The following is a 22,590-nucleotide window of genomic DNA, read 5'->3' as shown; positions in this document are numbered from 1 at the left end:
TAAAATCTAAACTTATGAAATCATTTGTAGACTACTCCTCAAATTCGGATTTTTCTATACACAATATTCCTTTCGGAGTCGCAGTTTTTAACAAAGAATATATCGGATGCTGTACAAGAATCGGAGATCAGGTCATTGATCTTGCTACATTGTACGATCTTGGCTATTTTGAAGATATTGAAGGATTAGACGACAATGTTTTTGAAGCATATACCATCAACGAATTTATCGAACTTGGTAAACCTGTTACCAACGCTGTTCGTACTAAAATCCAAACTTTACTACAGGAAGGATCAACTTTATCAAAAGATCAGAAAACCATTGAAGAAGCTTTCTATGACCTGGATAAAGTAAAAATGATGATGCCTGTTCACATCCCGAATTATACAGACTTCTATAGCAGCATCGAACATGCTACCAACGTAGGAAAAATGTTCCGTGATCCGGCAAATGCTTTATTACCCAACTGGAAACATCTACCGGTAGGTTACCACGGAAGAGCATCTTCTATCGTAGTTTCCGGAACGGAAATCAACCGTCCTAAAGGTCAGACGAAACCCGCAGATGCAGACAAACCGGTTTTCGGAGTATCTAAACAACTGGATTTCGAACTGGAAATGGCTTTCATCATCAATAAAAATACAGAGATGGGAGAAAGTATCTCTACCAAAGATGCAGAAGATGCGATCTTCGGAATGGTCGTTTTCAATGACTGGTCTGCAAGAGATATCCAATCTTGGGAATATGTTCCGCTAGGGCCATTCCTTGCGAAAAACTTCGGTTCTTCAATTTCTCCATGGGTGGTTACGCTTGAAGCTTTGGAACCATTCAGAACAGCTTCTCCAACTCAGGATCCTGAAGTTTTAGAGTATTTAAAATTTGAAGGTGATAAAAATTACGATATCAACCTTGAAGTATATATCCAACCTGAAAACGGAGATCAAAACCTGATATGTGAAAGCAATTACAAACACATGTACTGGAATATGACTCAGCAACTGGCACACCACACCGTGAACGGATGTAATGTGGAAGTAGGTGACCTATATGCCAGCGGTACCATTTCAGGAAGTGATCCAAAATCTTTCGGTTCTATGCTTGAGCTTACATGGAGAGGGCAAAATCCTTTATCATTAAGTAACGGTGAAGAAAGAAAATTCATTGAAGATAATGATACCGTTACCATGAAGGCTTGGGCTGAAAAAGATGGTGTGAGAGTAGGTTTCGGGGAAGTTTCCGGTAAAATTATTCCAACACTTTAATAATTATTTAAACACTTTAGTTTTTAAAGTTATATGATAATGGTAAAATTAAGTTCACTTTAGTTTTTTGAAAATCTACGATTTTCATTTTCTTACATTATGATGACTCAAAAATTAGTTAATGATTTATCTTACAAAATCGTTGGAGCTTGTATAGAAGTTCATAAACTGGCTGGTCCCGGTTTATATGAGGAAGTCTATCATCAATGTTTAGAAAAAGAATTTAATTTGTTAGGTTTAAAATACAGAAGTGAACTTGAAATACCATTTTTCTATAAAGGAAATAAAATAGATTGTAAGGTAAAATGTGACTTTTTAATTGAAGAATTAATTGTTTTAGAACTGAAGTCAGTTGCTGAGATTCATCAAATTCATAAGGCACAAACCATCAACTATATGAATCTTTTAAAAGTTCCTCGTTCAATATTAGTCAATTTTAATGTCACAAACCTTTATCACGAAGGTTGTGAATCTTTTGTATCTAAGATATTTAAAGAACTTCCTAAAGAATGAAAATCAAAGATTTTCAAACTCTTAAGTGCCCTTTTTTGGAAGCAATCAGAAATAACTAAAAATAACTTAAGTGTTCAGCTCAAAAACATGAAAACAGTAATCCCCTCCGAGATAACCTCCGTACAATTGCAGACCATTATGCAGACAGCCGTTTCACCACGTCCCATTGCATTGGCTTCTACAGTAGATAAAGACGGTAATAATAACTTATCTCCGTTCAGTTTTTTTAATATGTTCAGTACAGTTCCTCCGATTTTGATTTTTTCACCATCGAGAAGGGTACGTGATAACACCACCAAACATACACTGGAAAATGTTATTGAAGTTCCTGAAGTAGTAATCGGAACGGTAAACTTTCCGATTGTACAGCAGATCTCTTTAGCTTCTACAGAATACGAAACCGGAGTCAATGAATTTATCAAATCCGGTCTTACGATGAAAGATGCAGATCTTGTACAACCTAAGCTTATTGAAGAATGTCCTGTTAACTTTGAATGTAAAGTTTTAGAAGTAAAATCATTGGGAGATCAGGGTGGTGCCGGAAATCTGGTAATCTGTGAGGTTCAGAAAATCCATATCAGAGAAGAATATCTGAATGAAGCCGGAAATCTGGATCAGAAAAAACTGGATATGGTAGCCCGTTTAGGTAGCAACTGGTATTCCAGAAGCAATGAAAACAGTCTTTTTGAAGTGCCCAAACCTTTGGTAACAAAAGGAATCGGTTTCGATCTGTTGCCAGATTCTATTAAGTACAGTAAAGTGTTTACAGGAAATGACCTTGGAATGCTTGCCAATACGGAAGTATTACCTGCCGGAGACTTTCATGCCGATGAAAATATCCATCTTGATGCACAGAAATTACTTCTGGAAAGCAAAATTGAAGAAGCCTGGAAGATTTTAATTAAATAGACTGAATTTATTGATGAAAAAATACATCTTCTTCCTTTTTCTCATAATCACATTACAATCATGCTATTATCCTGTAAAAAAAGATTATGGGATCTATAGCAAGTCATTGGTATTTTCGAAGGACAAAAAGTGGCTGATTAACAACATCAAAACGGATGTAGATTCGCACCACCGGGAAATGATGAGCAAAGAGGCATTTCAACTATTCCAGGATTTAAGCAATGGCAAAGCCTTTGATTTAAAAACGGCAAAAGCAGAAAATATAATTCAGAATAGCATTTCTTTTGATCCGGAAACTGAAGATCTTGAGGTATTGAAAAGGAGCTCTGATTTTAATTTTCTGGTAAACATCTACACCATGAAAGTGCGAAACGGTTTAGATAATTCAATTGGAACGCAATATGAATATAAAAAAAATGAAACTTTTGCAATGATGGATGTCTATGATATCAGTACTATGAAGAAAATATATTCGCTCAAAGCATATTCAGAAGTTTCAGTGGAGAAAGATCAAAAGGTGACTATCTTCGATCCTTCAACAGAAATGATGACTATGAAAAACTTTCGAAGTCTTTTAAAGGCAGTAAAAAAGAATGCTGTTAAAACGAACTAAAGATATCTATTGATCATCAATAAAAAAAGGAGTGAAAGTTTCACTCCTTTTTTTATTATTTGGATTTAAGCGATTCAGAAACAGTAATTTTTCCTTTTTCAGCAAATTCTGTTGCTTTACCGTTTTTATCAATAGAAACATTCAGGTTGTCATTTTTAGCATCGTAGTAAATACTTGTAGCATATCCCGGGCAATCGTGCTGTTTGCATCCTGTCAGTTTGTAGATTCCATTTTCTGATGCAATAGGACTTTCAACATTGAAATTCTTTACCATCTCATCATACTGAGCACCGGTAAGCTTTTTCAGTCTTTCTGAAATACCTTTATCTTCAAAGAATTTAATATCATGAGGATATTTCCCAACGTTTTTGGTAATAACATTATCCGGAGCAGGAGCAGAAGGAGCTGCAGTTGCTGCTGAATCTGTTTTTGGAGTTGTTACGGAATCCTTAGGCATTACGGTTGCAAAGTATCACTGCTTACAGAAGATTCTGTTTTTGTTTCTTTTTTACATGAAACAACACATAGTGAAAGCGCAAATGCGCCTGCAATAATTTTTTTCATAATTCTATTTTATGGTGGTTAATGTATAATAACGTAGTTTTAAACGTTTTATTTCAATTTTTCTTTGATAAAATCAATACATTTTTCAGTTACAGTATTGAGATCTTTTGGTAAATCATTTCCTTCCCATGGTTCTTTCGCCCCGAAAGTATGGTTGGCATTTTCAATCAGAAACAATTCAGAATTGGGGTGAAGAATATGAAGATGTTCTGCCTGCTTCACCTCTACCGCTTCATCTTCTGTTCCATGAATAATCAACATATAAGCTTTAGCCATTTCTGTAGCTCGTTCTACATCAAAACGGTGCATATCTTTTTCATAATCTTCATAAAACTGATAATAATGAGGCATTTCCTGTTGGGTACGTCCATTCAAAGCATAATAAACACCATTATTTTTCCAGTTTTCAAAAGCAGTATCTTTTGGGAAACGATCTAAAGTATCCACACTGGCCAATGTAATCAAACCGTTGATTCTTTCGTCTTCAAAGGTTTTAATAATAGAAATTCCTCCTCCTCTGCTATGCCCGATCAGGACAACCTTTTCATCATCCACATGGGGATCTTTACTAAAGTGATCAATTACAACACCAAGATCTGAAAGTTCTTTAGAATAATTATTCTGTCCAAAAGCTTCAAGATCTCCGAAATTAAACGGATCATCTGTTGTGGTTCCGTTATGCGAAAAATTAAACTTGACGAAGAAAAAACCTGCTTCAGCAAACTTTTCAGCCATCATATTCCAGGCTCCCCAATCTTTATACCCTTTATATCCGTGAACAAATATGACCAAGGGAAGTTTTTTTTGAGTGTCTTTATAAAAAACATCAGCAAGAAAACCTTTTGTTTCTTTATTTTCTAAGTATATATTCTTTTCTACAATCAAATTCATAAAACAAATGGGCTTTACTTAATATTATTTATATTTATAGGATTAATTCAAACTGAAATTTATGAAAAAAACTCTACTTTTTTTATTTTTAATTACTTTTTCTTTCATCCTGAGCCAGACAACCAAAAGGGTCTTTTTTATTGGAAATAGTTATACTTACGTTAACAATTTACCTGGCCTTATTCAAAGCATTGCCACATCTAATGGCGACGTATTCGAACATCACAGTCAGACTCCGGGAGGCGCTACCCTCCAGGATCACTCCAACAACCCGAATGTCATTACAGACATCAATCAGGGGAACTGGGATTACGTGGTATTACAGGAACAGAGCCAGCTTCCTTCGTTTCCTGATTCACAGGTACAAAATCAGGTGTATCCTTATGCCCTTCAGCTTTCCAATTTAATTAAAACAGCCAATCCTTGTGGAAATGTTATTTTCTACATGACCTGGGGGCGTAAAAATGGTGATGCAACCAACTGTCCAGGACTTCCTACGGTCTGTACATACCTGGGAATGGACACTCAAATTTATAACCGTTACATGGAAATGGCCATGAACAATGAAGGCATTGTCTCTCCTGTAGGTAAAGTATGGAGAACAATCAGAGAGCAAAATCCAGCAATTGAACTGTATGATCAGGATGAATCTCACCCTAGCTACATTGGTTCTATGGCAGCTGCGTATACATTTTATACTATTATATTCAAAAAAGATCCTACACAGATTCCTTTTAATGGAAATCTTACTGCTGCACAGGCTCAACTGATTAAAGATATTGTGAAAACAGAAGTATATAACCAGCCTGGTAAATGGTATGTAACCAACAATGATGTTCACAGCAGATTCACCTATCAGCTTACCGGAGCAGGAAGTATTCAGTTTACGAATACAACTCAAAATGCGGCCAATTATTCATGGGATTTTGATGATGGTACTACTTCTACTCTGGAAAATCCGACGCACACTTATGCTGTGGGAGGAAGTTATAATGTAAAACTTACAACAGATGCCTGCGGAGCAACCACCACTAAAACAAAACTGGTTGTTGTAAGCACATTAAATACTGCGGAAACAACTATAGAAAACGGTATTCAGATCTATCCAAATCCTGTTCAGAACCTTATCAGCATTGCTTCTAAAAATAAAGTTGAGATACTTTCTCTTACAGATGTATCAGGAAAGATCATTCCTTACCATTTGAATAAAACAGAGACTGGCTACAGTATTTCACTTCAGCATCTGACCAGCGGAGTTTATTTCCTGCAATATAAAACAGGAGAAAAGGAATTCACTAAAAAAATTATTAAAAAATAAGCTTATTTTTGCTGCATGCAGAATTTAAGAACTGTAACCGTGATGCGTTACATTCTGCCCCTGAGAGAAGGAGGATCTCTTCCGGCTCTGGCAGAAGCTGATGATGATTTCAAATATGTATTAAAATTCCGTGGTGCAGGCCATGGGGTAAAAATGCTGATCTCCGAACTGTTGGGTGGGAAAATTACCGAAGCTTTAGGACTTAAAATTCCTGAACTTGTTTTCGTTAATCTTGATGCTGATTTCGGAAGAACGGAAGCCGATGAGGAAATCCAGGATCTTCTGAAGTTTTCTGAAGGTCTGAATCTCGGGTTACATTATCTTTCCGGTTCTATTACATATGATCCGGGAGTAAGTGTGGATCCGCTTCTGGCTTCAAAAATAGTATGGCTGGATGCATTCATTACCAACATCGACCGTACTTTTAAAAATACGAATATGCTGATGTGGCATAAAGAACTTTGGATCATCGATAATGGTGCTTCGTTCTACTTCCATCACTCATGGCAAAATTTTGATGCAGCAGCCAAAACACCTTTCAAATATGTGAAAGACCACGTGCTTCTTCCTAAGGCAAAAATGCTTGACGAAGCTGATAAATTTGCCCATGAAATTTTGAATGATACTCTTTTCAGAGAAATTGTCAACATGATTCCTGAGGACTGGTTACACTGGAATGATGCTGATGAAACACCAGATGAAATTCGTGAAATCTATTTTCAGTTTATGAAAACCAGATTAGAAAATTCTCAAATCTTTGTAAACGAAGCGAAAAATGCAAGAGGATAAAATATATGAATATGCGGTAATACGCCTGGTGCCTAAAGTTGAAAGAGAAGAGTTTTTCAATATCGGGCTGGTGATGTTTTCTAAGAAGGAGAAATTCATCAGAGTGGAATTCTATTTGTGTCCGGACAAATTCAAACTGATGCACAGCAAACTGGATTACGATGATATCATCCACAATCTGGAAAGCTTTAAAAAAATTGCTAACGGTGAGAAAGATGGCGGTCCTATTGCTTTTTTTGATATTCCGGAGCGCTTCCGATGGCTGACAGCGGTAAGAAGTTCTGTGATACAGACCTCAAGACCTCATCCGGGAAAATCAAAGGATCTGAATGCCACTTTTGGTAAGCTTTTTGAGGAGTTAGTAAAGTAACACTTCCTTAAAAAATTTATTATGAATTTATCGACAAACAACATATCAATCTACAGGTTTTTCACAAACCTGTTTTTTGTTTTAATAATAGGATTTTCTAATTTATTTTTTTCACAGAACTTCTCACAGGTACAGGTTAAAACTCCTCCTGTAAAAAGTACATTACTTCCGGAAATAGCCAATTTATCTGAGGACATTGTATATAAAACCAACAGGAAAGGAAATCCTATTCAACTTGATGTTTTCACTCCTAAAAATGCTGCCGCAGACCAACTGCTTCCTGTACTGATTTATGTTCACGGAGGTGGATGGATAGAAGGAGATAAAGTGATTCACTCAGATAATTATGTTGAAACCACCATTGCAAAGCTAATGGCCAAGCAATATGCGGTAATCAGTATTAATTATACCCTTTTGAATGACAACACTCATTTTCCATTGCCTTTGGAAGATACCAAAGATGCGGTAAGATGGGTAAGAAAAAACGCAGAGAAATATCATTTTGACACCAATAATATAGGGTTATTCGGGGCTTCAGCTGGTGCTCACCTTTCTCTGATGGCAGCCTATACACCAGACAATACTTATTTGGGTAATCCGGAGCTTTCGTCTTATTCGGCTAAGGTGAATTATGTGATTGATCATTATGGCCCTGCAGACCTCAACAAACTTTTCCACACAAAATTAGGTACAATTCCCGTAGCACTCATCGGATTAATGTCAAAAAAAATTGTCGGGTTACAGGAAAATCTTGTCAAAGGAATTTCCGGATATGATATCAGAAAAGATCAGGACAGCGCTATTGATTATCTTAAAACGATGTCTCCTGTCTATTTTGTTTCCGGAGGTGTGCCTACTTTGATTGTTCAGGGGAATAATGATAAAATTGTTCCTTTAAATCAGTCTAAAAAGCTTCACAGAAAATTAAACAGAGCAAAAATACAGAACTCACTGATTATCGTAGATGGCGGAGTACATGGATTTGGCACAACTGATAAAGCTTATCTGGATCAACTTACTGATCAGATGGTGGAATTCATTCTTTCACAGAAGAAATAATATATACACCCTTATTTAAAAACAACACAAAATACTATAAATAAGCACAATAAATAAAAACAAAATCACAAATTTGCTAGATTGATATACTTATTGATATTTTTTCATTGAGAATTAATTACCTTGGTCTTTGTTTAAATTATTTACAATAAAAACAACGATAACTTAATTATTTATCAATAAAAATAAGCAATATGGAATCTTTAAACAATATCAATGCGCTTACGCTCATCTTTGTATCTGTTCTTCTTTTTGCGATAGCTTACCGTTTTTATGGTATTTTCATTGCCAATAAAGTTCTCCGGCTCAATGATCAAAATACAACACCTGCTGTAGAATTTGCAGATGGTAAAGATTATGTGGCTACCAATAAAAATGTACTTTTCGGACATCACTTTGCGGCTATTGCCGCTGCAGGACCTTTGGTAGGACCTGTTCTTGCTGCGCAGTTCGGCTATCTTCCGGGTGCTTTATGGATATTGATAGGATGCGTACTGGGAGGCGGAGTACATGATATGATTGTTCTTTTTGCTTCTGTGAGACATAAAGGACAAAGTCTTGCAACGATTGCTTCCAAAGAAATTGGAAAGGCAACGGGTACAGTAGCGGGTTTTGCTATCCTCTTCATTTTGATTCTTACGCTGGCAGGTTTATCATTGGCCTGTATCAATGCGATGCACGAAGCTTCATGGTCTCTTTTTACCGTAGTGATTACTATGCCCATTGCAATCATTATGGGACTGATTATGCGTTACAAAAAGAACAGTGTGCTTTTTGCAAGTATTCTCGGGGGGATTCTTCTGATTGCTGGGATTATCGGAGGACATACTCTGATGCAGAATCCTACGATGAATGGTTTATTTTCCTGGGATATTAAAACCATTTCTATTGCGATTCCTTTGTATGGTTTTATTGCTTCTGTATTACCGGTATGGCTTCTTTTGGTTCCGAGAGATTATCTTTCAACATATTTAAAGATAGGAACTATTATTATGCTGGCTATCGGGGTAATCGTTATTCATCCTACGATACAGATGCCTGCGATTACAGCTTTTGTTAATGGCGGTGGCCCTATTATTGGCGGTCCGGTCCTTCCTTTTATTTTTATTGTGATTGCCTGTGGAGCGATTTCCGGATTCCATGCAGTGATTGCTACGGGAACCACTCCAAAAATGCTTAATAAGGAAAGAGAAATACTTTTTGTAGGTTACGGAGCTATGCTTGTAGAAGGTTTTGTAGCATTAATGGCACTTATTGCTGCCTGTACGCTGATGCCGGGTGATTATTTTGCCATCAACACTCCCAAAGAAGCCTATGATTCATTTCTGGCAGCGCATCCTTCCCTGCACGGAGTAGATATAGATTATTATTCACAGAAAATAGGTATTGATCTTTACGGAAGAACCGGAGGTGCAGTATCTCTGGCTGTAGGAATGGCTCATATTTTTAATAAAATTCCGTATATGGATCAGCTGACGGCTTATTGGTATAATTTTGCGATTATGTTTGAAGCAGTATTTATTCTTACTGCCATTGATGCGGGAACAAGAGTGGGTAGATTCTTTTTACAGGAAATGCTGGGTTCTGTTGTTCCAAAATTCAATGATAAAAACTGGATTCCGGGGATTATTATCAGCAGTCTTCTTTTCACTTTTGCCTGGGGATATCTGGTGTATACCGGAAATGTAAACAGTATCTGGCCATTATTCGGGATCAGTAATCAGCTGCTGGCAGCCTGCGGACTTATCGTCTGTACAACGATGCTGATCAGAATGAACAGAGGGAAATACGCTTTATGCTCGGCTATTCCGGGTGTTTTTATGGCTGGAATTACCTTCTGGGCAGGTTATATTCAGGTGACTGCTATTTATATTCCTAAAGGACAATATTTACTGGCAACTTTAGCAGTAACAGCTATGGTTCTGATGCTTATTGTATTTGCAGGAGCTTTCAGAAAATGGTATCAACTTCTTCAAATCAAAACAACTGAAATTGACCATTATGGTGAACCAGTGAAAGAACTGGTAGAAAGGTAAAATTCAAATTTTATAAAGAAAAACCATTAAGGAGGATTTAAGAAATAAAGTATAATTAAGATGAATCATTCTGATTCTTAAGCTTAAAGCGAAGCTTATATTAATACTCTTAAACTCTCATTACCTCTTAAGGGTTCAAAAATAAAAGTTTAATTCATATTACATAAAGAAAAAACAGTTCAGGATTTCTGAACTGTTTTTTTTATTGGAGTTATTTAAACGTAGAATATATTAAAACCATTAAGGGGATTTAAGAAATAAAGTATAGTTAAGGTAAATCATTTTGATTTTTAAGCTTAAAGCGAAGCTTATCTTAATACTCTTAAACTCTTATTACCTCTTAATGGTTCAACATATAAAAGTTTATAAATATGATCTCTTATTTTATTTAAAAATTGAAATTCAATCTTGCAAAAACATATCTTCCGTTCTGTCCAAACTGTGAAGTCGATCTTGAATAGATGAATTGATCATTATTGGTAGAAGCAGTAAGGTTTTTCGTTGGATAGATATCAAACAAATTGTTTACTCCCAAAGTCAATCCTACATTTTTAGTAAACTGATAAGCAGCAGATAAGTCCGTAATGATCTTATCTCCGATCTGCTGGTGTTCATTAAAATCAATAATTCCGTCTCCGTTCACATCAATAATATCAGCGCCTGTTACTTTCCCGAAATAGGTATTTCTCAGATATAAACTTGCATTCTTCCATGAAAGCGTATGTGAAAAACTGGCTTTCACTCTCGGTACGGCTTCTTCCAGATACACTCTTGATTTCTCAGAAAAATACACTTTCTCCAATTGTGGCGACTGTAAAAGACCTGCAGAATGGATATCCCCAACCTGTTTTGTTTTATTAAGGTTAATGGCAAAGTTGTTATCCAACTTAAATCCTGAGAATCTGGCATTGTGTGAAATCACTACATCTAAACCTTTTGTTTCTGTATCAATAGCGTTGGTAAAGAACTGCGCTGCATTAATTCCCAATTGGTCATAAGCTTCCTGTGCTTTCTGAGGAACATTCGCTTTTAAGAACTGGTCTGTAAGAATAATACGGTTATCAATTCTCGTGAAATATCCGTCTGCTGTAAAGGTAAGACTAGCCGAGGGAATTCTATAGGTAAATCCTACACTTGCTGATTTAGAGGTTTCCTGTTTCAGTTTTGGCATATCCAGCAATCCTGCAAGTTGAGAATCATTGCTAAAGGTTCCTACTTCCAAAAGTTGATTATTGGTGAACAATGTAGACGTTACATTATAATAAATCTGGTGGATAGATGGCGCTCTGAATCCTGTAGAACCAGCAAATCTCACATTGAAATTAGGCGCTACTTTGATTCTTGAAGCCAGTTTATAATTGAATGTAGATCCGAAATCTGAATAGTTTTCATATCTCGCTGCAGCATCCACTAACAACCAGTTGGTAAAGTTAAATTCTACATCTGCATAAGCTGCTACCGACTGTCTGTTTTTATCTACCGCATTTTCAGGTTTAAATCCATTGAATACCTGCGATCCTCCCGGAAGCGATGCCCCAAAAAAATCTGTAGGTCTCACAGAATTTCCGTTCCATATATTTCCTGAAACATCATAGGTTGCATAAGAAGCTTGCTCCCCCTGAGTAATTTTAAAATTCTCATAACGGTGCTCAGCTCCAAACGCTACGTTGATTCCTTCCCATACGTCATATTTTTTAGAGAAATCTAAATTGATCGTATTTTGAGAAAATCTTAATCCTCCTGCATTAAACTCTCTTGGTGAAGCAAAACGCAAAGAGGTATTTCCTGTATTCTGAATATTATAGGTAAATGAATTCTGTCCATACGTATTACTGAAATCAATATTCCAGCCTTCCCATTTTCCTTTAATTCCTGCAGCTAATGAAATATCCTGAATATCTGTTCCAATCTGTGGAAGGTAACCATTAGGATATAATCCTGTAAAAGTTCTGTTTTCAGTTGGTCTTCTGTAGAATCCTCCGGAAGTTCCATGTCTTATACTATAACCACCAAAAGTATACACCTTCCAGTTGTCACTTACAGGGATCTCAGCATTCACAAAAAGCTGGTGATTGTTAAGCTTAGACTGCCCTACCTGCATATTAAAATCCTTTCTCGTCTGTCCTCTATAAGCCAGCTCCTGATCGGTGATATAATTAAGCTGATCTCTGGTAAAATTTCCAGGCTTCAAAATACTTTGTAATGCGGAAATGGTATTTGCTCCCTGAATATCATTTTGTAAACCCTGAGAAAAATAGCTCACATTCTGCGCATACTGATGGATGTAATTTACAATCTGTTGTGAATTGGGTGTACTTCCAATATTGGTAAAAAGCGAAGAAAGGTTCACACCGTCATTCAATGCACGCTGTTCGATGGCATTGTAAGCATTGTAAATAGGACCACTTTCTGTTCCTGCTCTGTACGTTGGGTTTCTGAATTGTGAAGACCAGGTGATATTAAAGAAACCTCCTTTGGTTCCAATTTTATTCCCATAGTTTAAATCCAGCTGAATATTTTGTCCGTCAAAATCTCCGGTATGGTCATTAGCCGTTGGCGTCAGATTTCCTCCATAACTGATCTGCCCTGCCAATTTTCCTGTATCTCTTTTCAGATCAAGATTGATTACTCCGGCAATGGCATCAGATCCATATTGTGCGGCAGCTCCATCTCTTAATACTTCAATTCTGTTTAAAGCAAAAGAAGGAATAGCGTTCAAATCAGTTCCTACCGTACCTCTTCCTGGTGTTCCGTTGACGTTTACCAAAGCTGAAGTATGTCTTCTTTTTCCATTCACCAAAACCAACACCTGATCCGGTCCCAAACCTCTCAGCTGTGCAGGATCCAGGTGGTCTGTTCCATCTGAATTCGTTTGAATGGTAGAAGTAAATGAAGGGGCAACAGCATTTAGAATTTGCCCGATATTAGTCTGTGGAAGAATAATTGAAGATTCTTTTACATTGAATACATCTACAGGAACAGGGCTGTCTACTTTTGATCTGGCACCGGCTCTTGAACCCAGTACTACTACTTCTTCTACAGTATTGGTTTTTATGGTGTCTTTATTTGCTTTTATGCTGTCTTTTTCCTGTCCGTAAGTAAATACGCCGAGGAAAAATAAAACTGAGGCCGAAAGAATAGTTTTCTTATTATTCATAGTTTAGAATTTAATTAACATTTATGTTTTTACAAGGTGCAAATGTAAAATCTATTTATTAGTCTACAAAACAGATAGACTTTGTTTTTGTAAAAAACTATTATCGTTTCTTTCTATTCCTCATTTAAAGTTATGATAAATTAAGGAAACATTTGTAAAAAACATTGTTTTATAGAAGGTTACCGGTAAAATAAATATTGAAAAACGCTATGTACACAAAGAAAACACATTACTTTTTTATTATTACGATCGCAAAGGCACTTCGTTCAGCAGAGGATTTGTCTTAGCTAAGTGGAACGCCCTTGCCAACATAAATATAAAACACATCTTAATAGAAACTTTGCGAACTTCGCGTTTAAATAAAAAAACGGATCCAAAAATTGAATCCGTTTCTTTTATATTTTTATTTTGAAATTAAATCTTAGTCAGTTTAGCATATTTCAGGATCAGATTTTTCTCTCCTTCATGCATGAAAACAACCTTTGCTTTGATGTTCTGAGGATCTGTTCCGTCTAAGAAAGTAACTTCACCTATTCCGAAACGATCGTGTCTCACTTTATCTCCTACTTCAATATCCTGAGAAGAAGCTCCGCTTGGGTTGATAATTTTAGCCGTGCTTACTGGTTTCAGTTTTCTGACTTCAGGAGCAGGTTTTGAAGTATCACCTCTGTCAATAGTTTTCTTTTCAACCTTTTTGAAAGATTTCATTTCTGAAGGATGCTCATCAAAGATATTGGATTTCACTCCTGAATTATTGATAAACCTTTTTTCCAAAGCAGGATTAAGGAATTCAATATATTGATCATCAATTTCACTTAAGAATCTTGAAGGCTCAGCATCCGTAATTTTCCCCCATTGAAAACGGGAAACAGCATAAGAGAAGAAGGCTTGCTTTTCTGCTCTTGTCAATGCCACATAGAATAATCTTCTCTCCTCTTCAAGATCTTCTCTGGTTGCCGAACTCATAAAGCTTGGGAAAAGGTTTTCTTCAAGTCCTACTAAGTGTACCACCGGGAATTCTAATCCTTTTGAAAGGTGAATGGTCATCAAAGAAACCATATCATCTTCCAGTTCTTTATCCTGAGTATCTGCAGAAAGTGCAATGTTTTCAAGGAAATTGGAAAGACTCGGATCACCATCTTCAAGCTGCATCTGCTCTTCAATGAATCCCTGCATAGAGTTCATCAATTCCTGTACGTTTTCTACTCTGGAAATCCCTTCAGGAGTCTGATCATCTTTTAAAAATTTGATTAACCCGCTTCGTTTTGCTACTTCCATAGCCACACTGTAAGCCGTTTCTGTTTTCAGCAATACCTGAAAAGCTTTGATCATAGACCAGAAGTCGTTCAATTTGTTTAAAACCCCATTGTTCAAACCTAATTGCGGTGCATACATCGGAAGGTTTTCCAATACTTTTGAAACTGCAATATTGTGGGCATCAGCAAAAACAATCAGTTTATTCTGCGTCGTTTCTCCGATTCCTCTTGCCGGATAATTGATAATCCTCATTAATGCTTCAGAATCATTTTCATTGATCAGAAGACGAAGGTATCCAATAAGGTCTTTTACTTCTTTTCTCTGATAGAAAGAAAGACCTCCATATACTTTGTACGGAATATTTTTACGTCTCAGTGCATCTTCAAAAGCACGTGTCTGAGAGTTGGTTCTGTATAAAATAGCAAAATCGCTGTACTTTCTCTGGTCACGATTACGAAGTTCCCAGATATTTCCTGCCACGAAATTGGCTTCATCAGCATCGGAAAGAGATCGGTATATTTTAATCTTATCTCCTTCTTCATTATCACTGAATACATTTTTCTTAAACTGCTGAAGGTTTTTAGCGATGACCACATTAGCTGCATTTACAATATTCTGTGTGGAACGGTAATTCTGCTCCAGAGATACTGTTTTGGCATCCGTATAATCTTTTTTAAAGTTTAAGATGTTATAAATATTCGCTCCACGGAAAGAATAAATAGACTGTGCATCATCTCCTACCACACAGATATTCTCAAATTTTGAAGCCAAAGCTTTCACAATAAGATACTGAGAGTGGTTGGTATCCTGGTACTCATCTACCATGATGTACCGAAATCTGTCCTGATATTTTGCCAGTACTTCCGGAAAACGTGTCAATAATTCATTGGTTTTCAACAACAGGTCATCAAAATCCATAGATCCGTTTCTGAAGCACTGATCCACATATTTCTGGTAAATCTGTCCGATGAATTTCATATTTGCTTTTTCATCCGCTTCCATCAGTTCAGGATTGTTGAAATAAGCTTTTACTGTAATCAGGTTATTCTTATAGGTTGAAATTCTTGCCTGAACTTTCTTAGGTTTATAAAGATCTGCATCAATATTCATATCCTTCAGAACTTTTTTAATCACATTCAGGGCGTCCTGCTGATCATAAATGGTAAAATTGGAAGGATATCCCAGATAATGAGCTTCAATTCTCAGAATTCTTGCAAAAACGGAGTGAAATGTACCCATCCAAAGACTTCTTGCATTGCTGTCTCCTACTACTTTGGCGATACGGTCTTTCATCTCACGTGCCGCTTTATTGGTAAAGGTAAGCGCCAGGATATTGAAAGGGTCTATTCCGTTGTGTATTAAATGGGCAATACGCATAGTCAATACACGCGTTTTTCCTGAACCTGCTCCGGCAAGTACCATGAGAGGTCCTTGTAAAGAGGTAACAGCTTCATATTGTGATTCGTTGAGTCCTTTCAAATAGTCCATACAGCAAAAAAATTTTGGGAACACAAAATTAAGGTATTCAGAGCAGAATTCAAACTTTCATAGAGAAGTTAGGAATTTGAGGGATTAGGATTGTATTAATAGTATTTGTCAATAGTCAATTTTGCTTCGCAAGTGAATGGTCAATGGTGAATGATTAACCACAAATTAGAAAATTTGTCTGCAATAATTATTCGTAAGCTCAAACCACGCAACCCGAATCCCGTAAAAATTCACAAGCGCAACGGACTAACCATTCAATCTTGGATTTTCAATACTCAATTTTGCTTCGCAAGTGAATGGTCAATGGTGAATGATTAACCACAAATTAGAAAATTTGTCTGCAATAATTATTCGTAAGCTCAAACCACGCAACCCGAATCCCGTAAAAATTCACAAGCGCAACGGACTAACCATTCAATCTTGGATTTTCAATACTCAATTTTGCTTCGCAGGTGAATGGTCAATGGTGAATGATTAACCACAAATTAGAAAATTTGTCTGCAATAATTATTCGTAAGCTCAAACCACGCAACCCGAATCCCGTAAAAATTCACAAGCGCAACGGACTAACCATTCAATCTTGGATTTTCAATACTCAATTTTGCTTCGCAGGTGAATGGTCAATGGTGAATGATTAACCACAAATTAGAAAATTTGTCTGCAATAATTATTCGTAAGCTCAAACCACGCAACCCGAATCCCGTAAAAATTCACAAGCGCAACGGACTAACCATTCAATCTTGGATTTTCAATACTCAATTTTGCTTCGCAAGTGAATGGTCAATGGTGAATGATTAACCGCCGATTAGAAAATTTGTCTGCAATAATTATTCGTAATCTCAAACCACGCAACCCGAATCCCGTAAAAATTCACAAGCGCAACGGACTAACCATTCAATCTTGGATTTTCAATACTCAATTTTGCTTCGCAGGTGAATGGTCAATGGTGAATGATTAACCACAAATTAGAAAATTTGTCTGCAATAATTATTCGTAAGCTCAAACCACGCAACCCGAATCACGTAAAAATTCACAAGCGCAACGGACTAACCATTCAATCTTGGATTTTCAATACTCAATTTTGCTTCGCAAGTGAATGGTCAATGGTGAATGATTAACCGCCGATTAGAAAATTTGTCTGCAATAATTATTCGTAAGCTCAAACCACGCAACCCGAATCCCGTAAAAATTCACAAGCGCAACGGACTAACCATTCAATCTTGGATTTTCAATACTCAATTTTGCTTCGCAAGTGAATAGTCAATGGTGAATGATTAACCACAAATTAGAAAATTTGTCTGCAATAATTATTCGTAATCTCAAACCACGCAACCCGAATCCCGTAAAAATTCACAAGCGCAACGGACTAACCATTCAATCTTGGATTTTCAATACTCAATTTTGCTTCGCAGGTGAATGGTCAATGGTGAATGATTAACCGCCGATTAGAAAATTTGTCTGCAATAATTATTCGTAATCTCAAACCACGCAACCCGAATCCCGTAAAAATTCACAAGCGCAACGGACTAACCATTCAATCTTGGATTTTCAATACTCAATTTTGCTTCGCAGGTGAATGGTCAATGGTGAATGATTAACCACAAATTAGAAAATTTGTCTGCAATAATTATTCGTAATCTCAAACCACGCAACCCGAATCCCGTAAAAATTCACAAGCGCAACGGACGAACCATTCAATCTTGGATTTTCAATACTCAATTTTGCTTCGCAAGTGAATGGTCAATGGTGAATGATTAACCACAAATTAGAAAATTTGTCTGCAATAATTATTCGTAATCTCAAACCACGCAACCCGAATCCCGTAAAAATTCACAAGCGCAACGGACTAACCATTCAATCTTGGATTTTCAATACTCAATTTTGCTTCGCAGGTGAATGGTCAATGGTGAATGATTAACCACAAATTAGAAAATTTGTCTGCAATAATTATTCGTAAGCTCAAACCACGCAACCCGAATCACGTAAAAATTCACAAGCGCAACGGACTAACCATTCAATCTTGGATTTTCAATACTCAATTTTGCTTCGCAAGTGAATGGTCAATGGTGAATGATTAACCGCCGATTAGAAAATTTGTCTGCAATAATTATTCGTAATCTCAAACCACGCAACCCGAATCCCGTAAAAATTCACAAGCGCAACGGACTAACCATTCAATCTTGGATTTTCAATACTCAATTTTGCTTCGCAAGTGAATAGTCAATGGTGAATGATTAACCACAAATTAGAAAATTTGTCTGCAATAATTATTCGTAATCTCAAACCACGCAACCCGAATCCCGTAAAAATTCACAAGCGCAACGGATTGACTATTCACCATTCACTTTTGCCTCTCTAAAAAATTTTCCCTCCTGCAATCATATATTTCTATAAACTTTGTAACATTTAATTCACTTTTCATACTAATTGATAAACAATTTCTAAATTTTATGAAAAAGCGATTTATTTCTGCTGTTGCCGTAGCTTTCTTCGGGCTAATGCTGAATGCACAGCAAATCAAATTCGAAGAGTATGACCTTCCCAATGGTCTTCACGTAATTCTTCATCAGGATAACTCGGCACCGGTTGTCACGACAGGGGTGATGTACCACGTAGGTGCAAAAGATGAAGTAAAAGGCAGAACAGGTTTTGCTCACTTCTTTGAACACCTTTTATTTGAAGGAACTCCAAACATCAAAAGAGGAGAATGGTTCAAGATCGTTTCTTCAAACGGAGGGCAGAACAACGCCAACACTACCAATGACAGAACTTACTACTATGAAACGTTCCCTTCCAACAACGAACAGCTTGGACTTTGGATGGAGGCAGAAAGAATGCGCAACGCTGTCATCAACCAGATTGGTGTGGATACTCAGAGAGAGGTTGTAAAAGAAGAGAAAAGATTAAGAATGGATAACCAGCCTTACGGAAATCTTTTCACGACTATTCAGAAAAACTTATTTACCAATCACCCATACAACTGGCCAACAATTGGCTCTATGGAAGATTTGAACTCTGCTAAACTAGAAGAATTCCAGGCGTTCTATAAAAAATATTACGTTCCGAATAACGCTACTTTAGTGGTTGCAGGAGACATTAAACCTGAGCAAACCAAGAAATGGATCGAAACCTATTATGGTGGAATTCCAAAAGGAACGCTTTATCCAAAAGATTTCCCGAAAGATGCTCCTATCACACAGGAAAAAGAAGTTACTGCTACGGATCCGAACATTCAGCTTCCGGCTTATGTATTTGCGTACAGAACTCCGGCTAACAAAGAAAAAGATGCTTATGTGTTGGATATGCTTTCTTCTTATCTGAGCAACGGTAAATCTTCAGTTTTATATAAAAAATTAGTTGACCAGGATAAAAAAGCACTTCAGGTAGCTGCTTTCAACCAAGGACTTGAAGATTACAGTATTTTCGCCTTCTTCGCAATTCCAATGGGACAAACTACAAAACAGACTTTACAGACTGACATTGATGCTGAAATCAAAAAAGTACAGACTACTCTGATTTCTGAAGAAGATTATCAGAAACTTCAAAACCAATACGAAAACCAGTTTGTAAATGCTAATTCAAGCATTCAGGGAATTGCTGCTTCATTGGCTACCAACCACGTATTGATGGGTGACACGAATTTGATCAACAAAGAAATCGACATTTACAGATCTATCACCAGACAGGATCTTCAAAATGCAGCTAAAAAGTATCTTAATTCCAACCAAAGAATAATCATCAATTACGTACCTGAGAAAAAGTAATCATTCAACTTTTTAGGTGATAACATGATTATTAAAAATTAAATTTTTACAAATGAAAAAGCAATTAACATATATAGCTGCAGCGTTTTTCTTTACAGGAATGGTTTCAGCACAAAAAATAGATCTTAATGCAATGCCAAAACCAGGACCTACTCCTGCGATTAACATTGCGAAGCCAAAAACTTTCCAGCTAAGCAACGGCCTTACGGTAATGGTGGTTGAAAACAACAAATTACCAAGAGTAAGCGCAAGTCTTTCTATGGACAGACCTCCTTACAACGAAGGAGCAGTAACCGGAGTAAGCGGAATTATGGCTGAACAGTTCGAAAACGGAACGACCAACATCAGCAAAGATGATTTCAATAAAAAAGTAGACTATCTTGGAGCAAACCTTAATTTCTCTTCAGGTGGTGCTTCTGCCAATTCACTTTCAAAATATTTCCCTGAAGTTCTAGGTTTAATGGCTGATGCTATGATTAATCCTAAATTCTCTGCTGAAGAAATTCAGAACTCTAAAGAAAGAGCTATCGAAGGATTAAAATCTGAAGAAAAAAATGCTTCTTCTATTGCAGAAAGAGTTTCTAACGCTTTGATGTATGGAAAAAATACGTCAAGAGGAGAATTTGAAACTGTTGAATCTATCAATAAAATTCAGTTAGCTGACGTACAAAACATTTACAAAAAATACTACGCTCCGGATAATGCTTATTTAGTAATTGTTGGAGACGTAAAGTTTGACCAGGTAAAACCTTTGATCGAGAAAGCTTTCGGAGGTTGGAAAAAAGCAAACACTCCTATTGCACAGTTAGAACCTGCTTCTAATGTTGCTAAAACGGAAATCAATGTAGTAGATGTTCCTTCAGCTGTACAGTCTGTTGTTTCACTAAACAACCTGAACACCCTGAAAATGAAAGACGCCAACTACTTCCCTGCAACAATCGCAAACTATATCCTTGGTGGTGGTGGTGAAGCAAGACTTTTCATGAACCTTCGTGAGAAAAACGGATTTACCTATGGGGCTTACTCAAGTATGGTTGCCAGCAAATATTCTCCACAATTCTCCGCAAGTGCAAGCGTAAGAAACGAAGTTACAGACAAAGCTGTTAAAGAATTCATGAATGAACTTAACGCTATTTCTACAGTAAAACCGGAAGAATTGGCCAATGCTAAAGCTAAACTGAAAGGATCTTTCATTATGTCTTTGGAACAGCCGGCTACTATCGCAAGATTTGCTTTAAACCAAAAAGTTCAGGATCTTCCTGCTGATTTCTATACCAATTACTTAAAATCTATCGATAAAGTAACTGCTGCAGATGTTTCCAATGCTGTAAAAGCTACGATCTTACCAAACCAAAGCAGAATTTTCATTGCTGGTAAAGCATCTGACATTTCTGAAGGATTGGAAAAATTAGGTTACCCTGTAAAATATTTCGATAAAGAAGCGAATCCTGTTGCAAAACCAACTGTACAAAAAGTGGATGCTAGTGTAACGGTAGCTTCTGTAGTTGACAAATACATCAATGCTATCGGAGGAAAAGCTAATCTGGCAAAGATCACTTCTTACACTACCAATGCTTCAATGTCTATGCAAGGACAGAACATCGATTTTAAAATCGTTAAAGCACTAGGTGGAAAGGAACTTACCACTGTAACAGCAATGGGACAGGTTGTTCAGAAGCAGGTTTTCGATGGAAAAACCGGTTATTCTATGCAAATGGGACAAAGAGTTGATATCACACCTGAAGAAATTGCTGAAAAACAAAAGAATCCTGAGCTTTTCGAAGAATTAGGTTTTGCAAAATCTGCTGATTATACATTAGCCGGAATTGAGAAAATCGGAGGTGAAGATTCTTATGCTATTAAAGGAGGAGATACAACCTATTACTACAGCGTTGCAACGGGATTAAAAACCGGAGAAACTAAAAAAGAAAAAGCTAAAGGTCAGGAAATGACCATCCCAACAACATTCTCTAATTACAAAGATGTAAACGGAGTGAAAATGCCTTACACAATTTCTGTAAGCCAAATGGGAATGGACATGACAATGACGGTAAAGTCTTATGAGATCAATAAGGCTACTGATGCTGATTTTAAATAAGAACATCCTATTTTTTATAGAAAAAACGGCAACAATTGTTGCCGTTTTTATTTTTATCAACATTTGGCGACATCTTTTTTTGTCATTCAGTAAAAAAAGATTAAATTTGCCCATTCAAAAAGATATAAGAATTAATGGATACTATATTTACACTACTAATGGTTCTTGTTATGGTTGCCAGTGTTTTATTGGTAATTATCGTTATGGCACAAAACCCAAAAGGAGGAGGCCTTTCCAGTACATTCGGAGGTGCATCATCTGCACAGTTCGGAGTACAGAGAACCAATGATTTCATGGAAAAAGCAACATGGACTCTAGGCGGAACTATCATCGTTCTTATCCTTTTAAGCGTTGTTATCACAGGTAAACCATCTCAGGCACTTCCTGCACAACAACCTGCTAAGAAAGAAGCTCCGGCTAAACAGTCAGCTCCAGCTTCTTCTACAACAACTCCGGCACAGACTCCGGCAGCTCCGGCAAAATAAGAAGAATATCATCTTAA

At 36.8% G+C, this 22,590-nt stretch carries 16 protein-coding genes; 12 read left to right on the top strand and 4 right to left on the bottom strand.

Going from position 1 to position 22,590, the window contains the following annotated elements; translation table 11 throughout:
• Positions 1–14 precede the first annotated feature (14 nt).
• From fahA to ACKTTZ_RS13430, 4 genes are all read left to right on the top strand, one after another.
• Complete coding sequence (fahA, locus tag ACKTTZ_RS13445; RefSeq protein ID WP_079240643.1) at positions 15–1,262, top strand: fumarylacetoacetase; 1,248 nt, start codon at positions 15–17, stop codon at positions 1,260–1,262.
• A gap of 99 nt (positions 1,263–1,361) precedes the next feature.
• Complete coding sequence (locus ACKTTZ_RS13440; protein WP_051934459.1) at positions 1,362–1,775, top strand: GxxExxY protein; 414 nt, start codon at positions 1,362–1,364, stop codon at positions 1,773–1,775.
• An 87-nt stretch (positions 1,776–1,862) separates the two neighbouring features.
• Positions 1,863–2,684: a flavin reductase family protein gene (locus ACKTTZ_RS13435; RefSeq protein WP_034697429.1), complete on the top strand. Its 822-nt coding sequence runs from the start codon at positions 1,863–1,865 to the stop codon at positions 2,682–2,684.
• Positions 2,685–2,697: 13 nt separating this feature from the next.
• Complete coding sequence (locus ACKTTZ_RS13430) at positions 2,698–3,297, top strand: hypothetical protein (RefSeq protein ID WP_034697430.1); 600 nt, start codon at positions 2,698–2,700, stop codon at positions 3,295–3,297.
• A gap of 55 nt (positions 3,298–3,352) precedes the next feature.
• Here the strand turns inward: ACKTTZ_RS13430 and ACKTTZ_RS13425 are convergent, their stop codons facing one another.
• Positions 3,353–3,754 (bottom strand): hypothetical protein, encoded by a 402-nt coding sequence (locus tag ACKTTZ_RS13425; RefSeq protein ID WP_407845797.1) that lies wholly within the window; start codon positions 3,752–3,754, stop codon positions 3,353–3,355.
• A gap of 155 nt (positions 3,755–3,909) precedes the next feature.
• A complete protein-coding gene (locus ACKTTZ_RS13420) occupies positions 3,910–4,752 on the bottom strand; it encodes an alpha/beta hydrolase family protein (protein WP_407845796.1) in 843 nt (280 codons plus the stop codon).
• A gap of 61 nt (positions 4,753–4,813) precedes the next feature.
• Between ACKTTZ_RS13420 and ACKTTZ_RS13415 the strand changes: the two genes are divergently transcribed.
• The 5 genes from ACKTTZ_RS13415 to ACKTTZ_RS13395 all read left to right on the top strand — a co-directional run bounded on the left by ACKTTZ_RS13415 (position 4,814) and on the right by ACKTTZ_RS13395 (position 10,324).
• Complete coding sequence (locus ACKTTZ_RS13415; RefSeq protein WP_407845795.1) at positions 4,814–6,070, top strand: T9SS type A sorting domain-containing protein; 1,257 nt, start codon at positions 4,814–4,816, stop codon at positions 6,068–6,070.
• Between the two features lie 15 nt (positions 6,071–6,085).
• On the top strand, positions 6,086–6,859 hold the full coding sequence (locus ACKTTZ_RS13410) for a HipA family kinase (protein ID WP_034697433.1): 774 nt from the start codon (positions 6,086–6,088) through the stop codon (positions 6,857–6,859).
• Positions 6,846–7,229, top strand: coding sequence for a DUF3037 domain-containing protein (locus ACKTTZ_RS13405; protein WP_034697434.1), 384 nt, complete (start codon positions 6,846–6,848; stop codon positions 7,227–7,229). Before ACKTTZ_RS13410 ends, ACKTTZ_RS13405 begins: the two co-directional genes overlap by 14 nt.
• 21 nt (positions 7,230–7,250) lie before the next feature.
• Positions 7,251–8,288, top strand: coding sequence for an alpha/beta hydrolase (locus ACKTTZ_RS13400; RefSeq protein WP_034697435.1), 1,038 nt, complete (start codon positions 7,251–7,253; stop codon positions 8,286–8,288).
• Positions 8,289–8,482: 194 nt separating this feature from the next.
• Positions 8,483–10,324, top strand: coding sequence for a carbon starvation protein A (locus ACKTTZ_RS13395; RefSeq protein ID WP_185103727.1), 1,842 nt, complete (start codon positions 8,483–8,485; stop codon positions 10,322–10,324).
• Between the two features lie 388 nt (positions 10,325–10,712).
• Here ACKTTZ_RS13395 and ACKTTZ_RS13390 read toward each other — a convergent pair whose 3' ends face one another.
• Entirely contained in the window at positions 10,713–13,481 is a 2,769-nt protein-coding gene (locus tag ACKTTZ_RS13390) for a TonB-dependent receptor plug domain-containing protein (protein WP_407845794.1), read from the bottom strand.
• Between the two features lie 414 nt (positions 13,482–13,895).
• The gene (locus tag ACKTTZ_RS13385; RefSeq protein WP_407845793.1) at positions 13,896–16,226 is read right to left on the bottom strand and encodes an ATP-dependent helicase; all 2,331 of its coding nucleotides are present in this window, start codon (positions 16,224–16,226) and stop codon (positions 13,896–13,898) included.
• Positions 16,227–18,676: 2,450 nt separating this feature from the next.
• Between ACKTTZ_RS13385 and ACKTTZ_RS13380 the strand changes: the two genes are divergently transcribed.
• From ACKTTZ_RS13380 to secG, 3 genes are all read left to right on the top strand, one after another.
• Positions 18,677–19,990 carry a M16 family metallopeptidase gene (locus tag ACKTTZ_RS13380; RefSeq protein ID WP_407845792.1) on the top strand — a complete coding sequence of 438 codons (1,314 nt, stop codon included), beginning with the start codon at positions 18,677–18,679 and terminating at the stop codon, positions 19,988–19,990.
• Positions 19,991–20,042: 52 nt separating this feature from the next.
• Positions 20,043–22,088 (top strand): pitrilysin family protein, encoded by a 2,046-nt coding sequence (locus tag ACKTTZ_RS13375; protein ID WP_253318143.1) that lies wholly within the window; start codon positions 20,043–20,045, stop codon positions 22,086–22,088.
• A 134-nt stretch (positions 22,089–22,222) separates the two neighbouring features.
• On the top strand, positions 22,223–22,573 hold the full coding sequence (gene secG / locus ACKTTZ_RS13370; RefSeq protein ID WP_034697035.1) for a preprotein translocase subunit SecG: 351 nt from the start codon (positions 22,223–22,225) through the stop codon (positions 22,571–22,573).
• Positions 22,574–22,590: the final 17 nt, after the last annotated feature.

This window comes from Chryseobacterium sp. KCF3-3 (assembly GCF_045865955.1).
Lineage (GTDB): Bacteria > Bacteroidota > Bacteroidia > Flavobacteriales > Weeksellaceae > Chryseobacterium.
Note: the sequence above shows the minus strand (reverse complement) of the source record. Positions and strands in the feature narration are given on the sequence as shown.

Coding starts and splice junctions, on each gene's coding strand:
- fahA (WP_079240643.1), top strand. CDS start 15: ATGAAATCATTTGTAGACTACTCCTCAAATTCGGATTTTTCTATACAC.
- ACKTTZ_RS13440 (WP_051934459.1), top strand. CDS start 1,362: ATGATGACTCAAAAATTAGTTAATGATTTATCTTACAAAATCGTTGGA.
- ACKTTZ_RS13435 (WP_034697429.1), top strand. CDS start 1,863: ATGAAAACAGTAATCCCCTCCGAGATAACCTCCGTACAATTGCAGACC.
- ACKTTZ_RS13430 (WP_034697430.1), top strand. CDS start 2,698: ATGAAAAAATACATCTTCTTCCTTTTTCTCATAATCACATTACAATCA.
- ACKTTZ_RS13425 (WP_407845797.1), bottom strand. CDS start 3,754: ATGCCTAAGGATTCCGTAACAACTCCAAAAACAGATTCAGCAGCAACT.
- ACKTTZ_RS13420 (WP_407845796.1), bottom strand. CDS start 4,752: ATGAATTTGATTGTAGAAAAGAATATATACTTAGAAAATAAAGAAACA.
- ACKTTZ_RS13415 (WP_407845795.1), top strand. CDS start 4,814: ATGAAAAAAACTCTACTTTTTTTATTTTTAATTACTTTTTCTTTCATC.
- ACKTTZ_RS13410 (WP_034697433.1), top strand. CDS start 6,086: ATGCAGAATTTAAGAACTGTAACCGTGATGCGTTACATTCTGCCCCTG.
- ACKTTZ_RS13405 (WP_034697434.1), top strand. CDS start 6,846: ATGCAAGAGGATAAAATATATGAATATGCGGTAATACGCCTGGTGCCT.
- ACKTTZ_RS13400 (WP_034697435.1), top strand. CDS start 7,251: ATGAATTTATCGACAAACAACATATCAATCTACAGGTTTTTCACAAAC.
- ACKTTZ_RS13395 (WP_185103727.1), top strand. CDS start 8,483: ATGGAATCTTTAAACAATATCAATGCGCTTACGCTCATCTTTGTATCT.
- ACKTTZ_RS13390 (WP_407845794.1), bottom strand. CDS start 13,481: ATGAATAATAAGAAAACTATTCTTTCGGCCTCAGTTTTATTTTTCCTC.
- ACKTTZ_RS13385 (WP_407845793.1), bottom strand. CDS start 16,226: ATGGACTATTTGAAAGGACTCAACGAATCACAATATGAAGCTGTTACC.
- ACKTTZ_RS13380 (WP_407845792.1), top strand. CDS start 18,677: ATGAAAAAGCGATTTATTTCTGCTGTTGCCGTAGCTTTCTTCGGGCTA.
- ACKTTZ_RS13375 (WP_253318143.1), top strand. CDS start 20,043: ATGAAAAAGCAATTAACATATATAGCTGCAGCGTTTTTCTTTACAGGA.
- secG (WP_034697035.1), top strand. CDS start 22,223: ATGGATACTATATTTACACTACTAATGGTTCTTGTTATGGTTGCCAGT.